Source organism: Olivibacter jilunii, assembly GCF_900607235.1.
Taxonomy (GTDB): Bacteria; Bacteroidota; Bacteroidia; order Sphingobacteriales; family Sphingobacteriaceae; genus Olivibacter; species Olivibacter oleidegradans.
Map to the genome: position 1 here is coordinate 1127699 of NZ_LR027848.1, position 18432 is coordinate 1146130.

Annotated in this window: 15 protein-coding genes; 9 read left to right on the forward strand and 6 right to left on the reverse strand. The window is 41.7% G+C overall.

Annotated elements, in window-relative coordinates; genetic code table 11:
- Nucleotides 1–398: 398 nt before the first annotated feature.
- The gene (locus tag E0E36_RS04575; RefSeq protein ID WP_013664223.1) at nucleotides 399–3467 is read left to right on the forward strand and encodes a beta-L-arabinofuranosidase domain-containing protein; all 3069 of its coding nucleotides are present in this window, start codon (nucleotides 399–401) and stop codon (nucleotides 3465–3467) included.
- 60 nt (nucleotides 3468–3527) lie between these two features.
- Here the strand turns inward: E0E36_RS04575 and E0E36_RS04580 are convergent, their stop codons facing one another.
- From E0E36_RS04580 to E0E36_RS04600, 5 genes are all read right to left on the reverse strand, one after another.
- Nucleotides 3528–4373: an SDR family oxidoreductase gene (locus E0E36_RS04580; RefSeq protein ID WP_130854891.1), complete on the reverse strand. Its 846-nt coding sequence runs from the start codon at nucleotides 4371–4373 to the stop codon at nucleotides 3528–3530.
- An 84-nt stretch (nucleotides 4374–4457) separates the two neighbouring features.
- Complete coding sequence (locus E0E36_RS04585; protein ID WP_130854892.1) at nucleotides 4458–5402, reverse strand: AraC family transcriptional regulator; 945 nt, start codon at nucleotides 5400–5402, stop codon at nucleotides 4458–4460.
- A 37-nt stretch (nucleotides 5403–5439) separates the two neighbouring features.
- Nucleotides 5440–6060 carry a class I SAM-dependent methyltransferase gene (locus E0E36_RS04590; protein ID WP_013664220.1) on the reverse strand — a complete coding sequence of 207 codons (621 nt, stop codon included), beginning with the start codon at nucleotides 6058–6060 and terminating at the stop codon, nucleotides 5440–5442.
- Between the two features lie 141 nt (nucleotides 6061–6201).
- Nucleotides 6202–6591 carry a VOC family protein gene (locus E0E36_RS04595; protein WP_013664219.1) on the reverse strand — a complete coding sequence of 130 codons (390 nt, stop codon included), beginning with the start codon at nucleotides 6589–6591 and terminating at the stop codon, nucleotides 6202–6204.
- A 50-nt stretch (nucleotides 6592–6641) separates the two neighbouring features.
- Entirely contained in the window at nucleotides 6642–7046 is a 405-nt protein-coding gene (locus tag E0E36_RS04600; protein ID WP_130854893.1) for a helix-turn-helix domain-containing protein, read from the reverse strand.
- A gap of 262 nt (nucleotides 7047–7308) precedes the next feature.
- Between E0E36_RS04600 and E0E36_RS04605 the strand changes: the two genes are divergently transcribed.
- On the forward strand, nucleotides 7309–7656 hold the full coding sequence (locus E0E36_RS04605; protein ID WP_013664217.1) for a nuclear transport factor 2 family protein: 348 nt from the start codon (nucleotides 7309–7311) through the stop codon (nucleotides 7654–7656).
- 114 nt (nucleotides 7657–7770) lie between these two features.
- On the opposite strand, the gene E0E36_RS04610 is transcribed toward E0E36_RS04605, so the two are convergent.
- Complete coding sequence (locus E0E36_RS04610; protein ID WP_130854894.1) at nucleotides 7771–8148, reverse strand: chorismate mutase; 378 nt, start codon at nucleotides 8146–8148, stop codon at nucleotides 7771–7773.
- A gap of 444 nt (nucleotides 8149–8592) precedes the next feature.
- Between E0E36_RS04610 and E0E36_RS04615 the strand changes: the two genes are divergently transcribed.
- The 7 genes from E0E36_RS04615 (at nucleotide 8593) to E0E36_RS04645 (ending at nucleotide 18396) form a co-directional block, all read left to right on the forward strand.
- On the forward strand, nucleotides 8593–8949 hold the full coding sequence (locus E0E36_RS04615; protein WP_130854895.1) for a DUF1801 domain-containing protein: 357 nt from the start codon (nucleotides 8593–8595) through the stop codon (nucleotides 8947–8949).
- A 217-nt stretch (nucleotides 8950–9166) separates the two neighbouring features.
- Entirely contained in the window at nucleotides 9167–9751 is a 585-nt protein-coding gene (locus E0E36_RS04620) for an RNA polymerase sigma factor (RefSeq protein WP_130854896.1), read from the forward strand.
- Between the two features lie 76 nt (nucleotides 9752–9827).
- Nucleotides 9828–10973: a FecR family protein gene (locus E0E36_RS04625; RefSeq protein WP_130854897.1), complete on the forward strand. Its 1146-nt coding sequence runs from the start codon at nucleotides 9828–9830 to the stop codon at nucleotides 10971–10973.
- Between the two features lie 290 nt (nucleotides 10974–11263).
- The gene (locus tag E0E36_RS04630; RefSeq protein ID WP_130854898.1) at nucleotides 11264–14677 is read left to right on the forward strand and encodes a TonB-dependent receptor; all 3414 of its coding nucleotides are present in this window, start codon (nucleotides 11264–11266) and stop codon (nucleotides 14675–14677) included.
- A 28-nt stretch (nucleotides 14678–14705) separates the two neighbouring features.
- Complete coding sequence (locus E0E36_RS04635; protein ID WP_130854899.1) at nucleotides 14706–16274, forward strand: RagB/SusD family nutrient uptake outer membrane protein; 1569 nt, start codon at nucleotides 14706–14708, stop codon at nucleotides 16272–16274.
- Between the two features lie 10 nt (nucleotides 16275–16284).
- Nucleotides 16285–17010 (forward strand): 3-keto-disaccharide hydrolase, encoded by a 726-nt coding sequence (locus E0E36_RS04640; protein WP_130854900.1) that lies wholly within the window; start codon nucleotides 16285–16287, stop codon nucleotides 17008–17010.
- A gap of 18 nt (nucleotides 17011–17028) precedes the next feature.
- Nucleotides 17029–18396, forward strand: coding sequence for a Gfo/Idh/MocA family protein (locus tag E0E36_RS04645; RefSeq protein ID WP_130854901.1), 1368 nt, complete (start codon nucleotides 17029–17031; stop codon nucleotides 18394–18396).
- Nucleotides 18397–18432: the final 36 nt, after the last annotated feature.

The window sequence follows — 18432 nt, forward strand, 5'->3', positions numbered from 1 at the left end:
CATAAGCGAGGCAATAGGTGGTACTAGGTTACAATCTAATACACCATTACTAGCAGTTTAGAATTTTGGGGTTCAACTGCTAGTTGCCTCATTTCAGAAGTAAAGCTTCTTTATAAGAGAGCAGATCCTTTTATTCAATCTTTTTTTCTTTCCTTCTTCTTTTCCAGGGGTCATACCTGATAATATCCTGTGATCATTTGCTAAAATAGGCGTAACGAAACAGTGCGAACCTTTATAATTTTACGAAAAACTATCAAACTATAAATTATCTATTTTCAATATATTGGTCTTTAAATCTTTTTGTAGGGATTTAGACGGATGCATTCCAATATAGTACTAGAAAAACGCTACTTCTGAAAGTGGAATTTTGTAAGAGCAAAAAAGATTTTAAACAATTTATGGCAACGAAAATGTACAAAGTAATCTTACGTGTTATCCTATTTGTAATTGTTTTAACGGAAGGGGCTTACATCGCTCGAGCACAAAATGGAGACCAAATACTCGACGGTATCGGTGAAACCGGAATGATTGCGCGTTACGTATTTGATGGAGATACCAAAGACTGGTCTAGAAATAATTTGCACGGGAAATTTCAAGGCCCTGAAATCAAGTTTACTAATGATGAGCGGTTCGGTAAGGTTTTGTCGCTCTCCGGAGCAGCTAATGATTTTGTGATGCTCCAAGGAGATGCTTTAACAGATTTAGAGTCGCTCAGTATATCGGGATGGATATACTTGCGTTCAGATAAACGGGGTCAACATTTTTTTGATTTCGGACAAGATGCCACCAGGCATTTTTTTGTAGCTCCCGTAGGGACAAATACCCAAGAAGGTTGCCAGGCATTGATAACAACAAAAGGTGATCATCAGAAGGGTGCGGTCTCTCCAGCTATACCATTGAATAAATGGGTACACCTTGCTATCGTGATCGATATTCCTTCAAAAGCAATGATAACCTATGTTGATAGCCGACCAGTAGGAGAAACAAAAGATATCCCGTCGGAGTTAACAGCGGTCTTCGGTGAACAGGGGGCAAAAAGGCAACTATATATCGGTAAATCGCTATTGCCTGAGAACCCCTCGTTGAATGCCCTGATACATGATTTTCGTATTTATCGCGTTCCCCTAACGAGAAGACAAGTTACTGGCATTTACTACAATGCCCTGAGAGGTGGTCAGGAAGCTGCGGTTAATGTCGGGAAGCCAGAAGATAATCTTCAACAGTTTTCTCCAAGCGAGTCGAAGCTTTATAACGCATATTTAATAAAAGTACCCGATGTAGAAGTGAAAACAAGCATAGGAAATTTGCCGCGTTTACCAAGTCATATAGAGGGAACTTATCGGCAAGGGATAAATGGGCCAAAAGTGCGGGTTCTTTGGCCTGCTCCAACCGACAATACTGCCGTTCTTCAAGCCGGACGTTATACCATTACCGGGCGCGTTCCAGGTACAGATCTACAACCCAAGGCTTTCGTCACCGTAATAGAAGCTAAATCGAGCGATATCCCTAGTTCAAAACTCGCACCCTTTAATTTAGACCAGGTTTCTTTGGAGGCCGACGCGCATGGCCACAAAACTAAATTTATTGAAAATCGGGATAAGTTTATCAATACATTAGCTGCAACCGATCCTAATTCTTTTCTTTATATGTTTCGTCATGCTTTTGGTCAGAAGCAGCCGGAAGGAGCGCGACCTTTAGGTGTGTGGGACAGCCAGGAAACGAAATTACGGGGGCATGCAACGGGTCATTACCTTACCGCAATTGCACAAGCCTATGCCGGCACCGGATATGATAAAGCACTTCAGGCCAAATTTGCGGAGAAAATGGAATATATGGTTAATACCCTTTATGAACTATCGCAATTATCCGGAAAGCCTAAAGAAGCTGGCGGCATCCATGTATCTGATCCGACGGCTGTGCCTTATGGCCCCGGGAAAACGGAGTATGACTCAGATTTTAGTGATGAGGGTATCCGTACCGATTACTGGAACTGGGGGGAGGGCTTCATCAGTGCCTATCCACCGGATCAATTTATCATGTTAGAACGTGGTGCTAAGTATGGCGGACAGAAGAATCAGGTTTGGGCACCTTATTATACGCTACATAAAATCTTGGCAGGGCTAATGGATGTATATGAAGTGAGTGGTAATAAAAAAGCGCTTGAAATAGCTACCGGTATGGGTGATTGGGTGTATGCGCGTTTGAGCAAACTGCCTACCGAGACACTTATAAAAATGTGGAATACCTATATTGCAGGTGAATTCGGTGGTATGAATGAGGTGATGGCCCGTCTGTATCGGATCACGAATAAACCGAATTACCTTAAAACTGCACAGTTGTTCGATAACATCAAAATGTTCTACGGTGATGCTAGCCATTCGCATGGTTTAGCTAAAAACGTAGATACTTTCCGTGGTTTACATGCCAATCAGCATATACCTCAAATTGTGGGTAGCATCGAAATGTACCGTGTTTCCAACAATCCGGTGTATTACAGTATCGCCGACAACTTTTGGTACAAAGTTGTGAACGATTATATGTATAGCATTGGAGGCGTTGCCGGAGCACGTAATCCGGCCAATGCAGAATGTTTTATCAGTCAGCCCGCGACGTTATATGAAAACGGCTTTTCTGCAGGAGGTCAAAACGAAACCTGTGCCACCTACAATATGCTTAAATTGACCAGCGATTTGTTCTTATTCGATCAAAGGCCTGAACTAATGGACTATTACGAACGCGGCCTCTATAATCATATTTTGGCGTCAGTAGCCGAAGACAGTCCGGCAAACACTTATCATGTACCGCTCAGGCCCGGTTCTATTAAGCAATTTGGTAATCCGCATATGACAGGCTTTACCTGTTGCAACGGCACCGCTATAGAAAGTAGTACCAAACTACAAAACTCTATTTATTTTAAAAGTAAGGACAACGATGCACTTTATGTCAATCTATTTATACCTTCTACCTTGGAATGGGCGGAACGTAAGATAACCGTGCAACAAACAACGGATTTTCCTAATGAAGATCACACCCGTTTAACGATTAAAGGAGGTGGAAAGTTTGATATGCATGTCCGCGTGCCGGGTTGGGCTACCAAAGGTTTTTTTGTAAGGGTGAATGGTAAAGATCAAAAACTAGAGGCAAAGCCGGGTTCTTATCTAAAAATAAGTCGCAATTGGAAAGATGGCGATGTTGTTGATTTACAAATGCCCTTTCAGTTTCACCTCGATCCCGTGATGGATCAGCAGAATATAGCCAGTCTATTTTATGGTCCTATTTTACTAGCGGCCCAAGAACCTGAAGCAAGGAAAGACTGGCGTACAGTAAGCCTGGATGCTGAAGATATAAGCAAATCTATTAAAGGCGATCCAAAACAGTTAGAGTTCACCATTGACGACGTAATTTTTAAACCATTTTATAATACATACGGGCGTCACTCCGTATATTTGGACGTCCGATTAAAATAGGATTCGCCATTCTGAGAGCACATTTTGTGCTCTCAGAATGGCGAATCTATTAAAAAGTACTTAGTTGCCGAAATCGGTCGAAAGACCCAAACTCTCATATGTAGTCATTTCGTTTTCGATCGTTGCCATTTTATCCCGGGCCATTTTATACGAGTCGCTACCCAAGAATAGATGCAAGGGTTTTGTTTCCATTTCCGCGACTTCGATAAACACCGCGGCAGCCTTTTCCGGATCGCCTGGCTGATTGCCTATTACCTGTTCTTCGTGTATAACCTCTAAATCCCGAGCTTCTTTATATTCCGCAATCGGATTTTGGGCGAGACGCATAGAACCTTTTAACAAGAAATTCGTCTTGAAATAACCGGGATACACTACCACTGCTGATACCCCTAACGATTTGGCCTCCGCCGATAAGGCCTCGGTAAAGCCGGCAACCGCAAATTTTGTCGCATTATAAATGCCCCAACCGGGAAAAGTTCCTAGAAAACCTGCAATAGAAGAAATGTTGAAGATCGTACCCGCATGCTGTTTACGGAAGTAAGGCATCACATGGCGGATGACATTTAGCGAACCAAATACATTTATGTCAAAGTTTTGACGAGCTTCTTTGTCGCTCAATTCTTCGAGTGTTCCTATCTGACCGTACCCTGCATTATTTACTACGACATCTATCATTCCGAACGTATCAACGATCCTGTTTATCGATTTGGCGACACTTTGTTCATCCACCACGTCCATTTGGAGTGGAAGGAATTCAGAGCCTGAGTGGCTTACTTCCGAACGTAACGCATTTATATCTCTTGAAGTAGCCGCTACTTTATAACCGGCGTCCAGTAATTTTTTTACCAATGTTAATCCTAAACCTTTTGAAGCTCCGGTTACTAACCATACTTTTTTTGTTTCCATAATATTTGTTTTAATGTTATGGTACAAAGTAAGTTATAGTAACGCGGTTAGGGTTTGTTCAAAACATACCGATATTTACGAGTTTCAAATATTTGGTTGCAATAAGCCGCTTTTTCTATAGATAGAAGGAGAAACACGTTCTTTTTTCTGAAAAAACGAAGAAAAAGAAGCAGGACCGGAAAAACCCAGCGCATAGCCAATGGTACTTATCGTCCAATCCGTTTGAAAAAGTAAAGATTTAGCTTCGTAAATTAAGCGTTCTTGAATGTGCTCACGGAGTGTTTTTCCTGTCCGCTCTTTAACTATCCTATTTAAATAATTGGGATGCACGTTCAACTGGTCTGCAAACTCGCTTGCGGTTTTAATTTGAAGAACCGAATTCGGATCCCGGACTTGAAAAGAAGACTCCAATAAGTTCAAAAAACTATAGAGATAATTATATCCTTCAGAAACATTCACATTAGGAAGAACCTTTTCCACTCTTTGCGCTTCCAACAATAGCATTTGTAAATGTAATAGGATCGCTTGCTTTTTATCTTCATTATCCCCTTCATTTTCCTGTAGCATTAACTCGAAATAGTGATTTATTTTTGAAGATTGGCTTTCATTTAATTGTATCACCGCTTTGTTTGCCTTAAAATAAGGGAACTGTTTAAATAATTGAAGAACATGGCCGGCATCAAGTTCAAAGTATTTTGGATTAATCAAACAAAAATGTCCACCTGTCTCTTTGGAAGTAGTTTGCCAGGACATGATTTCATCAGGATGTAGAAAACCGATATCGCCGGCCGACATATGATATTGATGCAATCCCACTGTAAGAATCCCCGTGCCCGACGTCATGTGAAAAATTTTATAGAATTGTCGCCGGTTAGGGGAGATATAATCATTTACCGGATAATCGTCTCGATTTTTTATGACGAAGTGATCTCCGTCAATAGGATAATGCTGGACATTTAAAAAAGGCACCTGATAGCTGTTTTGAGCGAATGCCGATAATTCTAAACGAGGTATTTCTGATTTTTCCATAGTGAAAATTACAAAAATGAGATTTACATCTATCCGTTTAACCCTTTTTACATTTAATCAGAAAAAACGGATAGTTTTCCGTCACTTTTGTAACCTCGAATAAGCCGAAGTTGCCAAATTCTGCTTCAATTGATTCGGAGTCATAAAAAAACAGATTAACACCACCAAACATTTCATAACGATCTTTACCAATCCGTTTGCCTTGTCCGTAAGTGGGTGCTTCTTTTGAAATGGCGGAAAAAACCATATAGCCACCCTCCGCGAGCTGGTTGTAGCAGTCGCGAATCAGTTTCTCTCGTTCATCACTGCTCAATAAATGGATTAAAGCATAACAGAATATCCCGTCAAATTGTGCATTATCAAAAGGCATATCGGTAACCGAGCCATGATAAATGGTCATATCTTTTCCATAGTGCTTTCTAGCTATTTCTATGGCCGTTTTAGATATTTCAATGCCGGTTACCCGCATTCCGTTTTCCACAAACAGTTGCGCATTTCGGCCATATCCGATTCCGGGGATAAGGATGTTGCTGATTGAATTTTTCAGAAAGAAATCTTTTGTTAAAATTGCAGAATTAGCAGGTTCAAAACCCCACATTTCCTGTTTTTCGATAAAGCTTTTTTCCCAGAACTCGGGTCCTTCGTTCTCTATTGACATAACATGTGTATTGTCATGCCAAGTTACCTATTTGATAGGACATTATAAACAACGAATTATCTCGAAGACCAAGTTCCGTACCTATCACATTTTCTAACGTACGAGCGGTGGATAGGTCGCCCGCATCTGAACCTGTGCTCGTTATAGCATTTCGGCCAGTTGAATATTGTTTCCGCAAGTGTCATCCAATACAGCTATCATGGTTGGTCCAACTTCTTTAGGTTCCATAATAAATTGGACACCGAGCGCTTTCAACCTTTCATATTCTTTCTTTAGATCATCTACCATAAAGGATGTCCACGGAATACCCGCCTCTTTTAATGCCTTCTGATATTCTCTTGCTGGCGTAAATGCCATAGGTTCGAGGAGGAGTTCCACCCCGTTCTGTTCATTTGGCGAAACTAAGGTCAGCCATCTATATTCACCGACGGGTACATCCGTTTTTTTGATAAACCCTAACTTTTCTGTGTAGAACTGAAATGCTTTTTCCTGATCTTGTACAGGTACGCTTGTTACATATATTTTAATCATTGCCGAAGTGTTTTGTTAGTACAAAGATCAGCAGTTTTCGTTCAATATACTTATTCCCGATTGCTAATATTCAGGTCTTGATAGGCTTTGGGAGAATAGCCCGTGCCTCTCTTGAAGACCTTCGAGAAGGTGGGTAAACTTTCATATCCCACATTGAAACAAACTGAGGTGACGGAATGGCCTTTCTTGAGTAGCTCTTTAGCTCTTGCGATGCGTAAATCTCTGAGGTATTGTCGGGGGGGCAATCCATAAACTTGCTGAAATACCCTAATATAGTGGAAACGAGACATAAACGCGGCGGATGCGATCTTGTCTAATTCAATTTTGTCGCCATAATGACGCTCCATGAAGGCTTTAGATTGCCTTACGTATGCATAATAATGTTGTGGCAGGCCATGCTCTCTGCTTATTCGTTCTACTTCTTGTTCGTAAAAAGTCTTCTTAGGTGTATTCATCCTTAACTATTTCTTAAACGATGGTCTATTGAAGCGTATCATATAATACGAATATCAGATACAAGCCTAATAATCACAAGCCATGGTTGAAAAATGTAAATTTTTTACACCATCCATTTTAATGAAGTAAAAAAATCCAACCAATATCATACTTAATTGTTTCAGTGTAAGATAGTTGTTTGTTGGGAAGGCAACCGGCTATTGACTGCATCGGCCCCCTTAAACAAACGACGGAATAAATGGTTAACAAAAAAAAACAATTATGAAAACCGCTAAGTACATTGTGCTTAAATTTATTGAAAGCCTCAATAGAGAAGATTTTGATGCCGCTCATGAATTGTTGGCTAAAGATATGACCTTCGAAGGCGTATTAGGCAGTCGCAATGGCTCCGATAGCTATATCGCCGACATGAGGAAAATGAAGCTTAAATACAATATTAAGGAGGTGATGACCAATGGAAATCATGTCGCTGTATTTTACTGTATTAACATGGGTGGAAAAGAAATCTTCAGTGCAGGATGGTACCACATAGAAAACGAATGTATCTCCAAATTTAAGGTGGTCTTTGATCCCCGACCCTTACTGGAAGCCGTTGAAGCCAAGAAATAAGCCGACAGTAATTGTCGCTGCTATTTTCAGATTGGGATATCCATGACTAATAGTAACGCTAATTACGCTGCGTTTATTGAAATGAACTAATAAAAATTCAACATTCCAGCCTATTTAATAGGCTGTTTGTACGCCGTCTTTTTGCTCCAATTCCTTCTCTTGACGCACACTTTCAGCGTGCACATCTTCGTAAAGCCGCTTTATGAAATCAGCTGGTAGTCCTACCTTTTCACCTTCTGCAATGGCTTGCTGTAACACCTTCTTAAATCGGTCCGGTTGAACCACGGCTAAGTTATGCTTCATTTTGTAGGCGCCAATAATTCTAGCAGCTTGCATTCGGTCACCTAACAAGTGAATAATCTCTTTGTCTAATTCATCTATTCTTTTCCTATAAGTGGCCATCGTGTCTTGTGTAGACACAAGGTGGCTTTGAGCCTTTCCTGTCACAAAGCCTATAATACATATTCCTGTGATGGTGATGATTTTACGCATGATTTTTTAGTTTCACAACAAATCGGCGGCGGCTTTATTTCTACTCAATAATAACAACAAGCTCCGCTATTTGCTGTCTGTTCAGTTTACATTATCCAAAATTATCATTTCAACGGAAAGTATAAAAATATAATAAGCTCATAAACCCTCACTTTCAAACACGTACTGCGCACTTCCGTCCAAAAGGCGTTTGCTAAGGAACAGTCTTATCAGATCGATGAATAAAAACTGCTAAAATGAGAATTATTTCAAAATCGCTTGACGCGATATACCCCTCGCAATGTCTTATTCACCCATTTTGGCTGTGAAAAAGGACCCCTATTTTTATGCAATAAAAGTAGTTGTAGCAATTAGACGAACACTTGATGTTGCAGTGAAACACAGACACAACCCTAGTTTCTGCTAGTATGTCCGGTCATTGCGAATGTTAATAAAAATTGAAAAATGAGCTCAAAAAAGGTAGATGAATTTTTGGAAAAATTGGAACATCCGTTAAAGGAAGAAATGATGGCACTGCGTAATGCAATTATGAAAGTGTATCCTGAAATTACAGAAGACGTTAAATGGGGTGGCCCAAGCTTTTATTACAAAGGTGATATCGCCACTTTTAGTCTACGTGTGAAGGATACCCTAACGCTGGTCTTCCATCAAGCGGAAGGGTTGACCCCCGGCAGCGTGCTAGAACCGGCATCTAAAGGTAAAGCCTATGCGAAGTTCAAAAGCCTTGATGAAGTAGAAGCCAAAAGTAAAGAACTGCAAGCAGTCATAAAGCAGTGGATTCAACTCAGGGATAAATTATAAGGGCGCCGTAAACTTATACATGCTTTTAAGCAAGCAGAAGCCCGTAGACTTATGCGGCTATAGGTGCGTAGTAATAAGGTAAAATGATCTTATTACTATGTGCCAATTCGTTAACATTCAAGGTGAAATACGTTTTTTTCGTTTATATTAAAATGATTTAGTAGATTCGTAACGGCGAACCGATAAACTACTCAATCCAATTAGTGTCACCTAGCGTATGTCATCCTATAAGTTATATACGGATAACGAATTAATTCATTTGTTAGCAGCGAATGACACGGCTGCTTTTTCCGAAATTTACCTGCGCTATGGTGAGCGCTTATATAAGCAAGCTTATCATGTATTGAGGAACCGCGAAGATGCAAAAGACATCGTGCAGGATATTTTTACCTCCCTTTGGAATAAAAGAACGGGGTTACAGATTAATAACCTTGCTGCTTACCTGTACATTGCCAATCGTAATCAAACAATCAAATTGATAGCCCATAAGAAGATTACTTCTGTTTACTTCGACTGGCTTCAGGCACTGGCCAAAGAAGTGTCAGATAACGCCCATCATACGCTTCTTGAGAAACAACTTAACCAACTAGTGGAAGATGAAGTCAGCAAGCTGCCCTCCAAAATGCAAGCGGTGTTTAACCTCAGTAGAAAAGCACATCTTTCTCACAAAGAAATTGCAGCCAAATTGCATCTGTCTGAAGCAACAGTTAAAACACAAGTCAAGAATGCTTTGCGGATCTTAAGAAGCAAATTAGAAGCTTTTTTATACGCCATCCTTTTCCTTCTTTATTGGCTGTTCTGAGTTAAAATTTTTTTTTTCTACCCCCAAGCAACTCCTCGTCGTACTTTACTTTTAATGATCCTTATTATCCGAGCGTATGGAGAAAGAAAGAATTAAAGAATTACTTCATAAATATAAAAAAGGTCTTTGCACTGACGCTGAAAAAGCTTGGATAGAATCCTTGTATGAGGCCCTGGCTAACCCTCCTTCTTCGGATTTAACCGATGAAATGATACAAGCAGATTTAGCAGAGGTCTATCAGCGCATACCTGCTTTATCGAAAAATAAAAGCTTTACCCTTTGGCCCCGGATCGTCGCTGCGGCGATATTTCTACTTTTCGTTTCCATTGGCTTTTATTTTTTCAAAGAAAAAGACCCAAGCCAACCACTTGTTCAAATTGTTGATAAATCGAAGATCAATCCGAACGATTTTGCACCTGGTACCAATAAGGCCTTGTTAACATTAGCAGACGGATCACAAATAGCATTGGATAATGCGCCGGACCAGAAAATACTTGACAAAGGAGGAATAAAAATTACGAAGAATGAAGATGGTTTAATTACCTACCAAATTAATCCGGGTGTCCGAGAGTCGAAATCAAATACATTGAGTACACCAAAAGGTGGGCAATACCAGGTCATTTTATCAGATGGCACGAAGGTTTGGTTAAATGCTGCTTCGTCCCTCCGCTATCCTACCGTATTTACAGGAAATGAGCGGAAGGTTATATTAAATGGCGAGGCCTACTTCGAGGTAGCCAAAAATGAAAAACAACCATTTAAAGTGGTGACAGATCGGCAAGAACTGTTGGTATTAGGAACCCATTTCAATATCAATAGCTATGAGGACGAACCTGATGTTAAAACAACCTTGTTAGAAGGAAGTGTTAAAGTCTCGGCATTTCAAACTAAACAAACCATCCTCCTTAAACCGGGAGAACAAGCCGCCTTAAAACGAAGTGGAAAATTAAAGGTAGCTCAGATCAATGCTGAAAATGCGATTGCATGGAAGAGTGGGCTTTTTCAATTTCAAGGCTCCGGTATTCAAGAAGCGTTACGGCAAATGGCGCGATGGTATGATATAACAATTGAATTTGAAGGGGCCGTACCTGATATTCAACTTTGGGGAGAAGTGCACCGGAAAGCCAATGCGCTAGAAGCTTTGGAAATTTTAAGTTATTTCGATTTAAAATATAAAATTTTAGCAACAGGAAATACCAAGAAAATCATCGTTATCCAATAAACTTTAATCAATAAATTATGACAAAATCAAAAACGAAAATCACGTAAGTAAGCATAGCGTTAACAAAAAACCGTTTCCTAACGCCATTAGGAAACGGAATACTTAGAGTTAACTCTTTCCGGATAAATCCGGAACGCCAATTTGTTAAAACCTTTATTAACTCAAGCTTTACAAAAATAATGAAAATTAGACCTAAGACAATGGCCTGGGGTAGGCCATTATCCAAAAATTTTTTTGGAAACCCAAGTCCAGTTCAATACCAAGCCACTGATATTAAAAGGAAAATTATAATGCAATTAAATCTTACATTTTTCTTTTTGCTCATAGCCTTGATGCAGCTACACGCAGCAACATACGCGCAAAAAATCTTTGTTAATAAACAAAATGCAACCTTAGAAGAAATTTTTCGGTCCATTAAACAGCAGAGCGATTATGTGTTCGTTTATAACAGCAAAGAAATCAGCAGTTTAAAGGTAAGCGTAAACACGCAGCGTTCTACAATAGAAGAGATTATGGATCAAGTTCTTCAAAATCAGCCTTTCACCTATAAAATTAGCGGACATAACGTATTGATCAAAAAGAAGAACGATTCCTCTGAAGCTCTTCCGCCGTTGCAACAGCGCGAAGTGAAAGGAAAAATAATTGACGCGCAGGGTTTGCCCATACCAGGTGTAAGTGTCAAAATAAAAGGGACCTCGGCAGGTACCACCAGCAATGCAGAAGGTTTATATACCTTGCAAGTGCCAGGAGCAGAGGCAACCTTAGTATTTAGCATTTTAGGTTACGCACTACAGGAAATCAATGTAGGTACGAACACCTTGATCAATGTAACCCTAACCGAAGAATCCTCTGCGCTGGATGAAGTTGTGGTTATTGGCTACGGAACCCAAAGACGTGCTGACGTCACGACAGCCGTCGCTTCCGTATCAGCAGAGAATATCCAAAATCGCCCGGTTCAAAACTTTGGGGAGGCCATAGCAGGTCAAATGGCAGGCGTTCAAGTACAGCAGACTAATGGTGCCCCCGGAGGGGAAGGTTTGGCCATTCGGGTAAGGGGTACCGGCTCTATCACCCAATCAAATGATCCGCTATACGTAGTAGACGGGTATCCCATGGAAGGAAATGCATTTCGTCTTATCAACCCTTCCGATATTGAAAGCATACAAGTACTCAAAGACGCCTCATCAACCGCTATTTATGGTTCGAGAGGGGCAAATGGTGTAGTGGTGATCTCGACAAAAAAAGGTAAAAAGGGCCCCCCCGTTATCAATGTCAATTCATTTGTAGGTTTCCAACAACGTGTAACAGAAATCAAAATGATGAACCGCGATCAATATGTCGATTGGTTTGTCGATGGTCGCAATCAAGCTTGGTTAGATGCCGCAGTTATTCCAAATGATCCCAATCAGTCGCCGCACAGCATCAATGATCCTAACTCACGACGAAGCCTTTATCCCGGAGCAACCGGTCAGTACATGATTCCCGACGGCACAGGAGGCTACCTCTATAACTTTTTAGATCCCGCATCGGTTGCTACCATGCCCGACAATAATTGGCAGGATTTATTGTATCGGAACGCCTTAACGCAGCAAAATGAACTTTCCGTCAATGGCGGTTCTGAAAATACCCAATATAACTTTTCAGGAAGTTACATGAAACAAGACGGGATTGTGATCAACACCAATTATGAACGTTTCAATTTCCGTTCGAGCATTAATTCTAAAATCAGCAAAACCATCAATTTAGGTGCTAATCTAATGGCTTATTCTGCCAGAAGTAGAGAACAGGCAAATGGTAAAGATTCCCCGGTAATGTACGCCTTAAACTTGCCACCCATTTATCCGCTCAGAAACGCGGATGGTACTTATGGGTCAATGGTACGCAATCCTGAAATCCTTGCGGGAGACGTGGCTAACCCGATAGGAATTGCTGAAATGGTCAATATTAATAGGAGAAGATATGGTTGGTTGGGAACAATTTCGGGCGATTGGCAGATACTTGAAGACCTGCAGTACCGCTTAAGCATCAACGGCGGGATTGAGGACGATCATTTGAAGCGTTTTGAACCATCAATGGTAGATTTGGATGCTTCCAGAGCGCCGCGTCCTGCCAGAGGAGTGGATACGCGCTACACAGATTATGATTGGGTGATTGAGAATACATTAAATTACACCAAAACCTTTGCAGAGAAGCATCGTTTTTCGGCCTTAATTGGATATACCACTCAAAAGCACACCGAAAACTACATGAACGGTGAAGCGAGAGGTTTTGCGAACGACGATATTGAGACGTTAAACGCCGGCAATATGTACGCGCTATCGAGTACCGAATCCGCTTACTCCCTGATCTCCTATTTAAGTAGAGTCAACTATTCATATGATGATCGTTACCTCTTTACGGCCACTTTTCGTAGTGATGGTTCGTCGCGTTTTGGTCAGAACCGGAAATGGGGTACTTTTCCTTCTGTTTCGGTAGGGTGGAGAATTTCGGAGGAGGGATTCATGAAAAATGTCGACCAAATCAGTGATTTAAAAATCAGAGCCGGGTACGGCATTTCCGGAAATAACCGGATAGGTGATTATGCATCCATTGGTTTATTGAATCCTGGTTATTACCCAACCGGGGGAACCTTGCAAAACACCGTGGATGTGGATGCAGAGTCGATGGCAAATGCAAATCTGGGTTGGGAAAAAACGCGGCAATACAATGTCGGTTTTGAATTTGGCTTGGCCAATGATCGGATTCGGGTAGAGGGCGATTTCTATGATAGTCAGTCGCTTGATTTATTGCTGGATGTGCCGGTGCCAACCATTACCGGTTATACGTCTCAGTTTCAGAATATCGGTAAAGTACAGAACCGCGGAATGGAGTTTTCGGTCACTACCAGAAACTTTATCAATGCCTTCCAATGGAGTACTAATTTTAATATTTCCTTCAATAAGAACAAAGTGTTAGAAGTGGGGCCCGATCAACGGCCCATATATGGCAGCGCTACCAATGCCAATAATGCTTTCATCACGACCATTGGTTATCCTATCGCAAGCTTTTACGGCTATAAACAAGAGGGTGTTTTCATGTCGCAGGAAGAACTGGACCGCTACCCTCATTTAGCCGCTGATAAAATAGGTGATGGTCGTTATGCTGATATCAATGGAGACGACAAATTAGACCAAAACGATAAAACCGTTTTAGGCAATAATACACCTGATTTTACCGGCGGAATCACTAATAATCTCTCTTATAAGAACTTCTCCTTGAGCGTGCAGTTTACAGGGTCTTATGGTGCAGAAGTATTTAGCTTTTTCAAACGCATGGTAGGCATTTACCATGGCGACCGGAATGGTATGATTGAACAGATCGATCGCTGGCGATCGCCGGAAGAACCGGGCGATGGCATTCACTTCCGTGCTACCCGCAACCCTACCGGTTGGCAACGGGACCCTTCTTCCGCATGGGTACAAAATGCCTCTTACCTTCGTTTACGTAACGTAAACTTCTCTTATAACTTTGGACAGTCCGTATTGGATAAGCTAAAAATTAAAGGATTGCGCGTATATATAACCGGTAGTAACTTGTTTACTATTACCGATTATACAGGCTATGATCCGGAAACCAGCAGCGAAAGTGGTCTTCAAAAAGGAGGCGATTATTTAGGCTATCCAACAGCTAGATCTTTCATTCTCGGTGCTAATCTAACTTTTTAACTCCTAATTTATGCGATATATAACAGCTATGAAAAAGATTCTTTTATTAAGTATGACGGCTTTAATACTGTCATCTTGCAGTAAAGATTTTATTGAACTTACGCCACCTTCTAATTTAAATAGTAGTGATTTTTATAAAACCCAACAAGATATTAATCAGGCTACTTTATCTGCTTATGCCAGCCTGCGCGAACTCTATAATGGGACCTATTATCGCTTGGGCGAAATTCGTTCTGATAATACCACTTACTCTTGGTTAGCCGGTAATCCGGCAAATGAAAAGGGAATAGACGAGTTTGCCTCCCCGTTGCTGCCCGAGAATAATTTTTTGATGGATTGCTGGGATGATAGTTATCATACCATTTTGCGATGTAATCTCGTCTTGGGACGTAGCGATGCTGTTATCTTTACCGATGAAAAGCTTCGGAACCAATATAAAGCAGAGGCTAGCTTCATACGCGCATCTACTTATTTTTGGTTAAATAGGGTGTTTGGCGGTTATGCACTAAATGGTGAACTCTTAGGTGTTATTAAAGTGGATAAAGAACTGGCACCTGGTGAGGCCTATCAATTACGTCGGTCACCCTTGGAGGAAATTTATGAATTAATTATTAGCGATCTTCAATTTGCGGAAGCCAACCTACCGGAAAGTTATGGCGGAAGCGATAAAGGGCGCGTCACTAAAGTGGCAGCAACTGCACTATTAGGAAAGGTTTATATGTTCATGGCAGGATATCCTTTGAATAAAGGGAATGAGTTTTATACCAAAGCCATTGAAAAATTCCGAGAAGTGATTAATAACGGACAGTATGCGTTAGTGGCAAGCTATGCCGATCTATTCGATGTAAATAAGAAAAATAGTATGGAATCGCTTTTTGAAATTCAATACATGAAAGGTTCACCGAATGGGGTTACGGGAAGTCCGTGGAATAATAATTTTGCTCCCCGTTTTTCGGATAAAGAAGTAGTGCTGGTGGGAGATAAAAGCGGTCAGAACGCCCCGACTCAGGATATGTCGAATGCTTATGAAACCGGAGACCCTCGAAAATATGTATCCATGCGCGATGGTTGGGTAAACGCCAAAACCGGTGCCTTTGAAACCGATAAATATATTCGCAAATATTACGATGTAGCGACCAGTGGTTCCGATAACGGAAATAACTGGATCGAGCTTCGGCTGGCCGATATTTATTTACTCTATGCTGAAGCGCTGGTGCGCACCGGTACAGATCAAGCGACCGCCTTGGTCTATCTAAATAAAATACGGGAGCGGGCTAGAAATACACCCGGAGATCCAAATGTCCCGGCTCCTGCTAATCTGCTAAGCGATTATCAATTAGCAGACTTTGCCAATGATCAGGCTTTCCTGCTAGCGATCGAAAAGGAGCGTCGTGTAGAGCTTGCTTTTGAGAATCATCGCTGGTTCGATCTCGTTAGAACCGGTAGAGCGAAGGATGTCATGATTGCGGAACAAAAAGCCGATGGTTTTAATAATTTCACCTGGAGTGATGACGCGCTGGCCTATCCCATTCCGATGACTGTCATGCAAGCCAATCCGCAACAGATTATCCAGAATAAAGGTTATACACAATTATAAATGCTAGATCATGACAATTCAAGTAAATCTCTTTTTTTTACTGATATTCCTTGCGCTCTTCGGGTTAAGTAACCAAGGCGCGTATGCACAGGATAATGCCTTAACACCACAAGAGAAGGTAGCAGGCTGGCAATTGCTTTTTAACGGAAAAGATTTAACCGGTTGGACTTCCACAAAAGGCACCTCACCGGATGCAAGTTGGAAAGTTGAAAACGGCCAACTTTCTTTAAAGGAAACCGGAGGGCAACGACATCTCGATATCATTAGCGCAGAAGAGTATAGCGATTTTGACCTGCGTGTCGATTTTAAGTTAACAAAAGGTGCCAACAGCGGTATTAAGTACTTCTTTACACAGTATAGCGAGGGTGGATGGCTCGGCATGGAATACCAGCTTATTGATAATGATTACCATCCGGACGCCAAGCTCGGCCGCGATGGCAATCGCCAACTGAGCGCCTTGTATGATATGCTGGCCGTTGAGAAAAAAGTACCGGTTAAGGTAGGCGAATGGAATCATGCCCGCGTAGTTTCAAAAGATAGTCAAATAGTCCATTATCTCAATGGCCAGGAAGTACTTCGCTATGATCGCAAGAGCGCGGCATTTGAGAAAGCACGACAGCTGAGCAAATTTAAAGAGGCGAAACCCGCTTTCGGTTCAGTTAGTAAAGGGCACATCTTGCTACAAGACCATGGAGACATCGTCTATTTTAAGAACGTGAAAATAAAAGCATTATAAAAATTTAAAAAAGACATCATGAATGCTAAATCAAGAAGAGATTTTATAAAAAAGTTGGGAATAGGCACAGCCGCTTTAACAGTTGGTGCCGACATAATAGACCATCACCCTGCGTTGGCCTTTAGTGCCAAAAGCTACCGCAATATTATCGGAGCTAATGAGCGTATTCAGCTTGCCACCATCGGAGTAAATAGCCGCGGAAGCAGCATGAGCGGTACTTTTGCCAAGCAAAAAAATGCAACCGTAGCCTGCATTTGTGATGTAGATGAGCGAGCCATTCCAAAAGCAATGAAACGTGTTGCAGAGGCAGGGCAAAGCAATACACCCCGCGCTGAGAAAGACTTACGGAAAGTATTGGAAGACAAAAGTATTGACGCTATCTATACGGCGACACCCGACCATTGGCATGCACCATTAACCATCATGGCTTGCCAGGCAGGCAAGCATGTATATGTTGAGAAGCCAATGGCACATAATCCGGCAGAAGGAGAGATGGCGGTAGCAGCTGCCCGAAAATATAACCGTGTTGTACAAATGGGAGCACAGCGTCGTTCGGCGCCCACACTTACCAAAGGCATTGAGCTCTTGCATCAAGGCATCATTGGCAAGGTGTATATGGCCAAAACGTGGTATACCAACACCCGCAAAGCAACTTTTCTGAAACCCGGTACCGTTCCTTCCTGGCTCGATTATGATCTGTGGCAAGGCCCAGCACCGCGGGTACCTTATAAGGACGGCTTAATCCACTACGATTGGCATTGGTTCTGGCATTGGGGAACAGGTGAAGCTTTGAACAATGGTACCCACGAGGTAGATGTTGCCCGTTGGGGTTTAGGTGTAGATTTCCCAACACGGGTAAGCTCAATCGGAGGGCGTTATCAATTTCAGGACGATTGGGAAACACCCGACACACAGGTTGTAACCCTGGAATATCCTACTGCAACCCTCATTTGGGAAAACAGAAGCTGCAACGGACGCCAAGTAGAAGGTTTGGAACGAGGCGTTATTTTCTACGGCGACAAGGGAAGTTTGGACACCGGTGAAGATGCTTATAAGATCTATGATTTACAAGGTAAGCTCATCAAAGAAGAAAAATCGACATCGGCAAACGAAGGTTTGGCCGGTAGAAATACAGCAAGTCCAAGCTTGGGGATGGACAGCTTACATGCTGCCGATTTTCTGGATGCGATTAAAAATAATAGGCAACCAAACTGCGATATCGAACTTGGCTATAAGAGTACAGTGGCCATGTTGTTAGGGAATATATCTTGGCGAGTAGGCCGTGATTTAAGGATTGATCCTAAAAACGGGCATATTGTAGGTGACGCCGAAGCGGAAAAATTGTGGAGCCGGAGCTATGAGCCGGGATGGGAACCTAAAATTTAAAGAAAAAGGGGCTGCGGGAGAGTCTAAGATTTAGAT

Bases quoted from the DNA above. Each gene is read 5' to 3' on its own strand.
- E0E36_RS04585 (WP_130854892.1), bottom strand. From the start codon at position 5,402: ATGGAAAAATCAGAAATACCTCGTTTAGAATTATCGGCATTCGCTCAA.
- E0E36_RS04590 (WP_013664220.1), bottom strand. From the start codon at position 6,060: ATGTCAATAGAGAACGAAGGACCCGAGTTCTGGGAAAAAAGCTTTATC.
- E0E36_RS04645 (WP_130854901.1), top strand. From the start codon at position 17,029: ATGAATGCTAAATCAAGAAGAGATTTTATAAAAAAGTTGGGAATAGGC.
- E0E36_RS04610 (WP_130854894.1), bottom strand. From the start codon at position 8,148: ATGCGTAAAATCATCACCATCACAGGAATATGTATTATAGGCTTTGTG.
- E0E36_RS04595 (WP_013664219.1), bottom strand. From the start codon at position 6,591: ATGATTAAAATATATGTAACAAGCGTACCTGTACAAGATCAGGAAAAA.
- E0E36_RS04605 (WP_013664217.1), top strand. From the start codon at position 7,309: ATGAAAACCGCTAAGTACATTGTGCTTAAATTTATTGAAAGCCTCAAT.
- E0E36_RS04620 (WP_130854896.1), top strand. From the start codon at position 9,167: ATGTCATCCTATAAGTTATATACGGATAACGAATTAATTCATTTGTTA.
- E0E36_RS04615 (WP_130854895.1), top strand. From the start codon at position 8,593: ATGAGCTCAAAAAAGGTAGATGAATTTTTGGAAAAATTGGAACATCCG.
- E0E36_RS04625 (WP_130854897.1), top strand. From the start codon at position 9,828: ATGGAGAAAGAAAGAATTAAAGAATTACTTCATAAATATAAAAAAGGT.
- E0E36_RS04635 (WP_130854899.1), top strand. From the start codon at position 14,706: ATGAAAAAGATTCTTTTATTAAGTATGACGGCTTTAATACTGTCATCT.
- E0E36_RS04640 (WP_130854900.1), top strand. From the start codon at position 16,285: ATGACAATTCAAGTAAATCTCTTTTTTTTACTGATATTCCTTGCGCTC.
- E0E36_RS04600 (WP_130854893.1), bottom strand. From the start codon at position 7,046: ATGAATACACCTAAGAAGACTTTTTACGAACAAGAAGTAGAACGAATA.
- E0E36_RS04630 (WP_130854898.1), top strand. From the start codon at position 11,264: ATGCAATTAAATCTTACATTTTTCTTTTTGCTCATAGCCTTGATGCAG.
- E0E36_RS04575 (WP_013664223.1), top strand. From the start codon at position 399: ATGGCAACGAAAATGTACAAAGTAATCTTACGTGTTATCCTATTTGTA.
- E0E36_RS04580 (WP_130854891.1), bottom strand. From the start codon at position 4,373: ATGGAAACAAAAAAAGTATGGTTAGTAACCGGAGCTTCAAAAGGTTTA.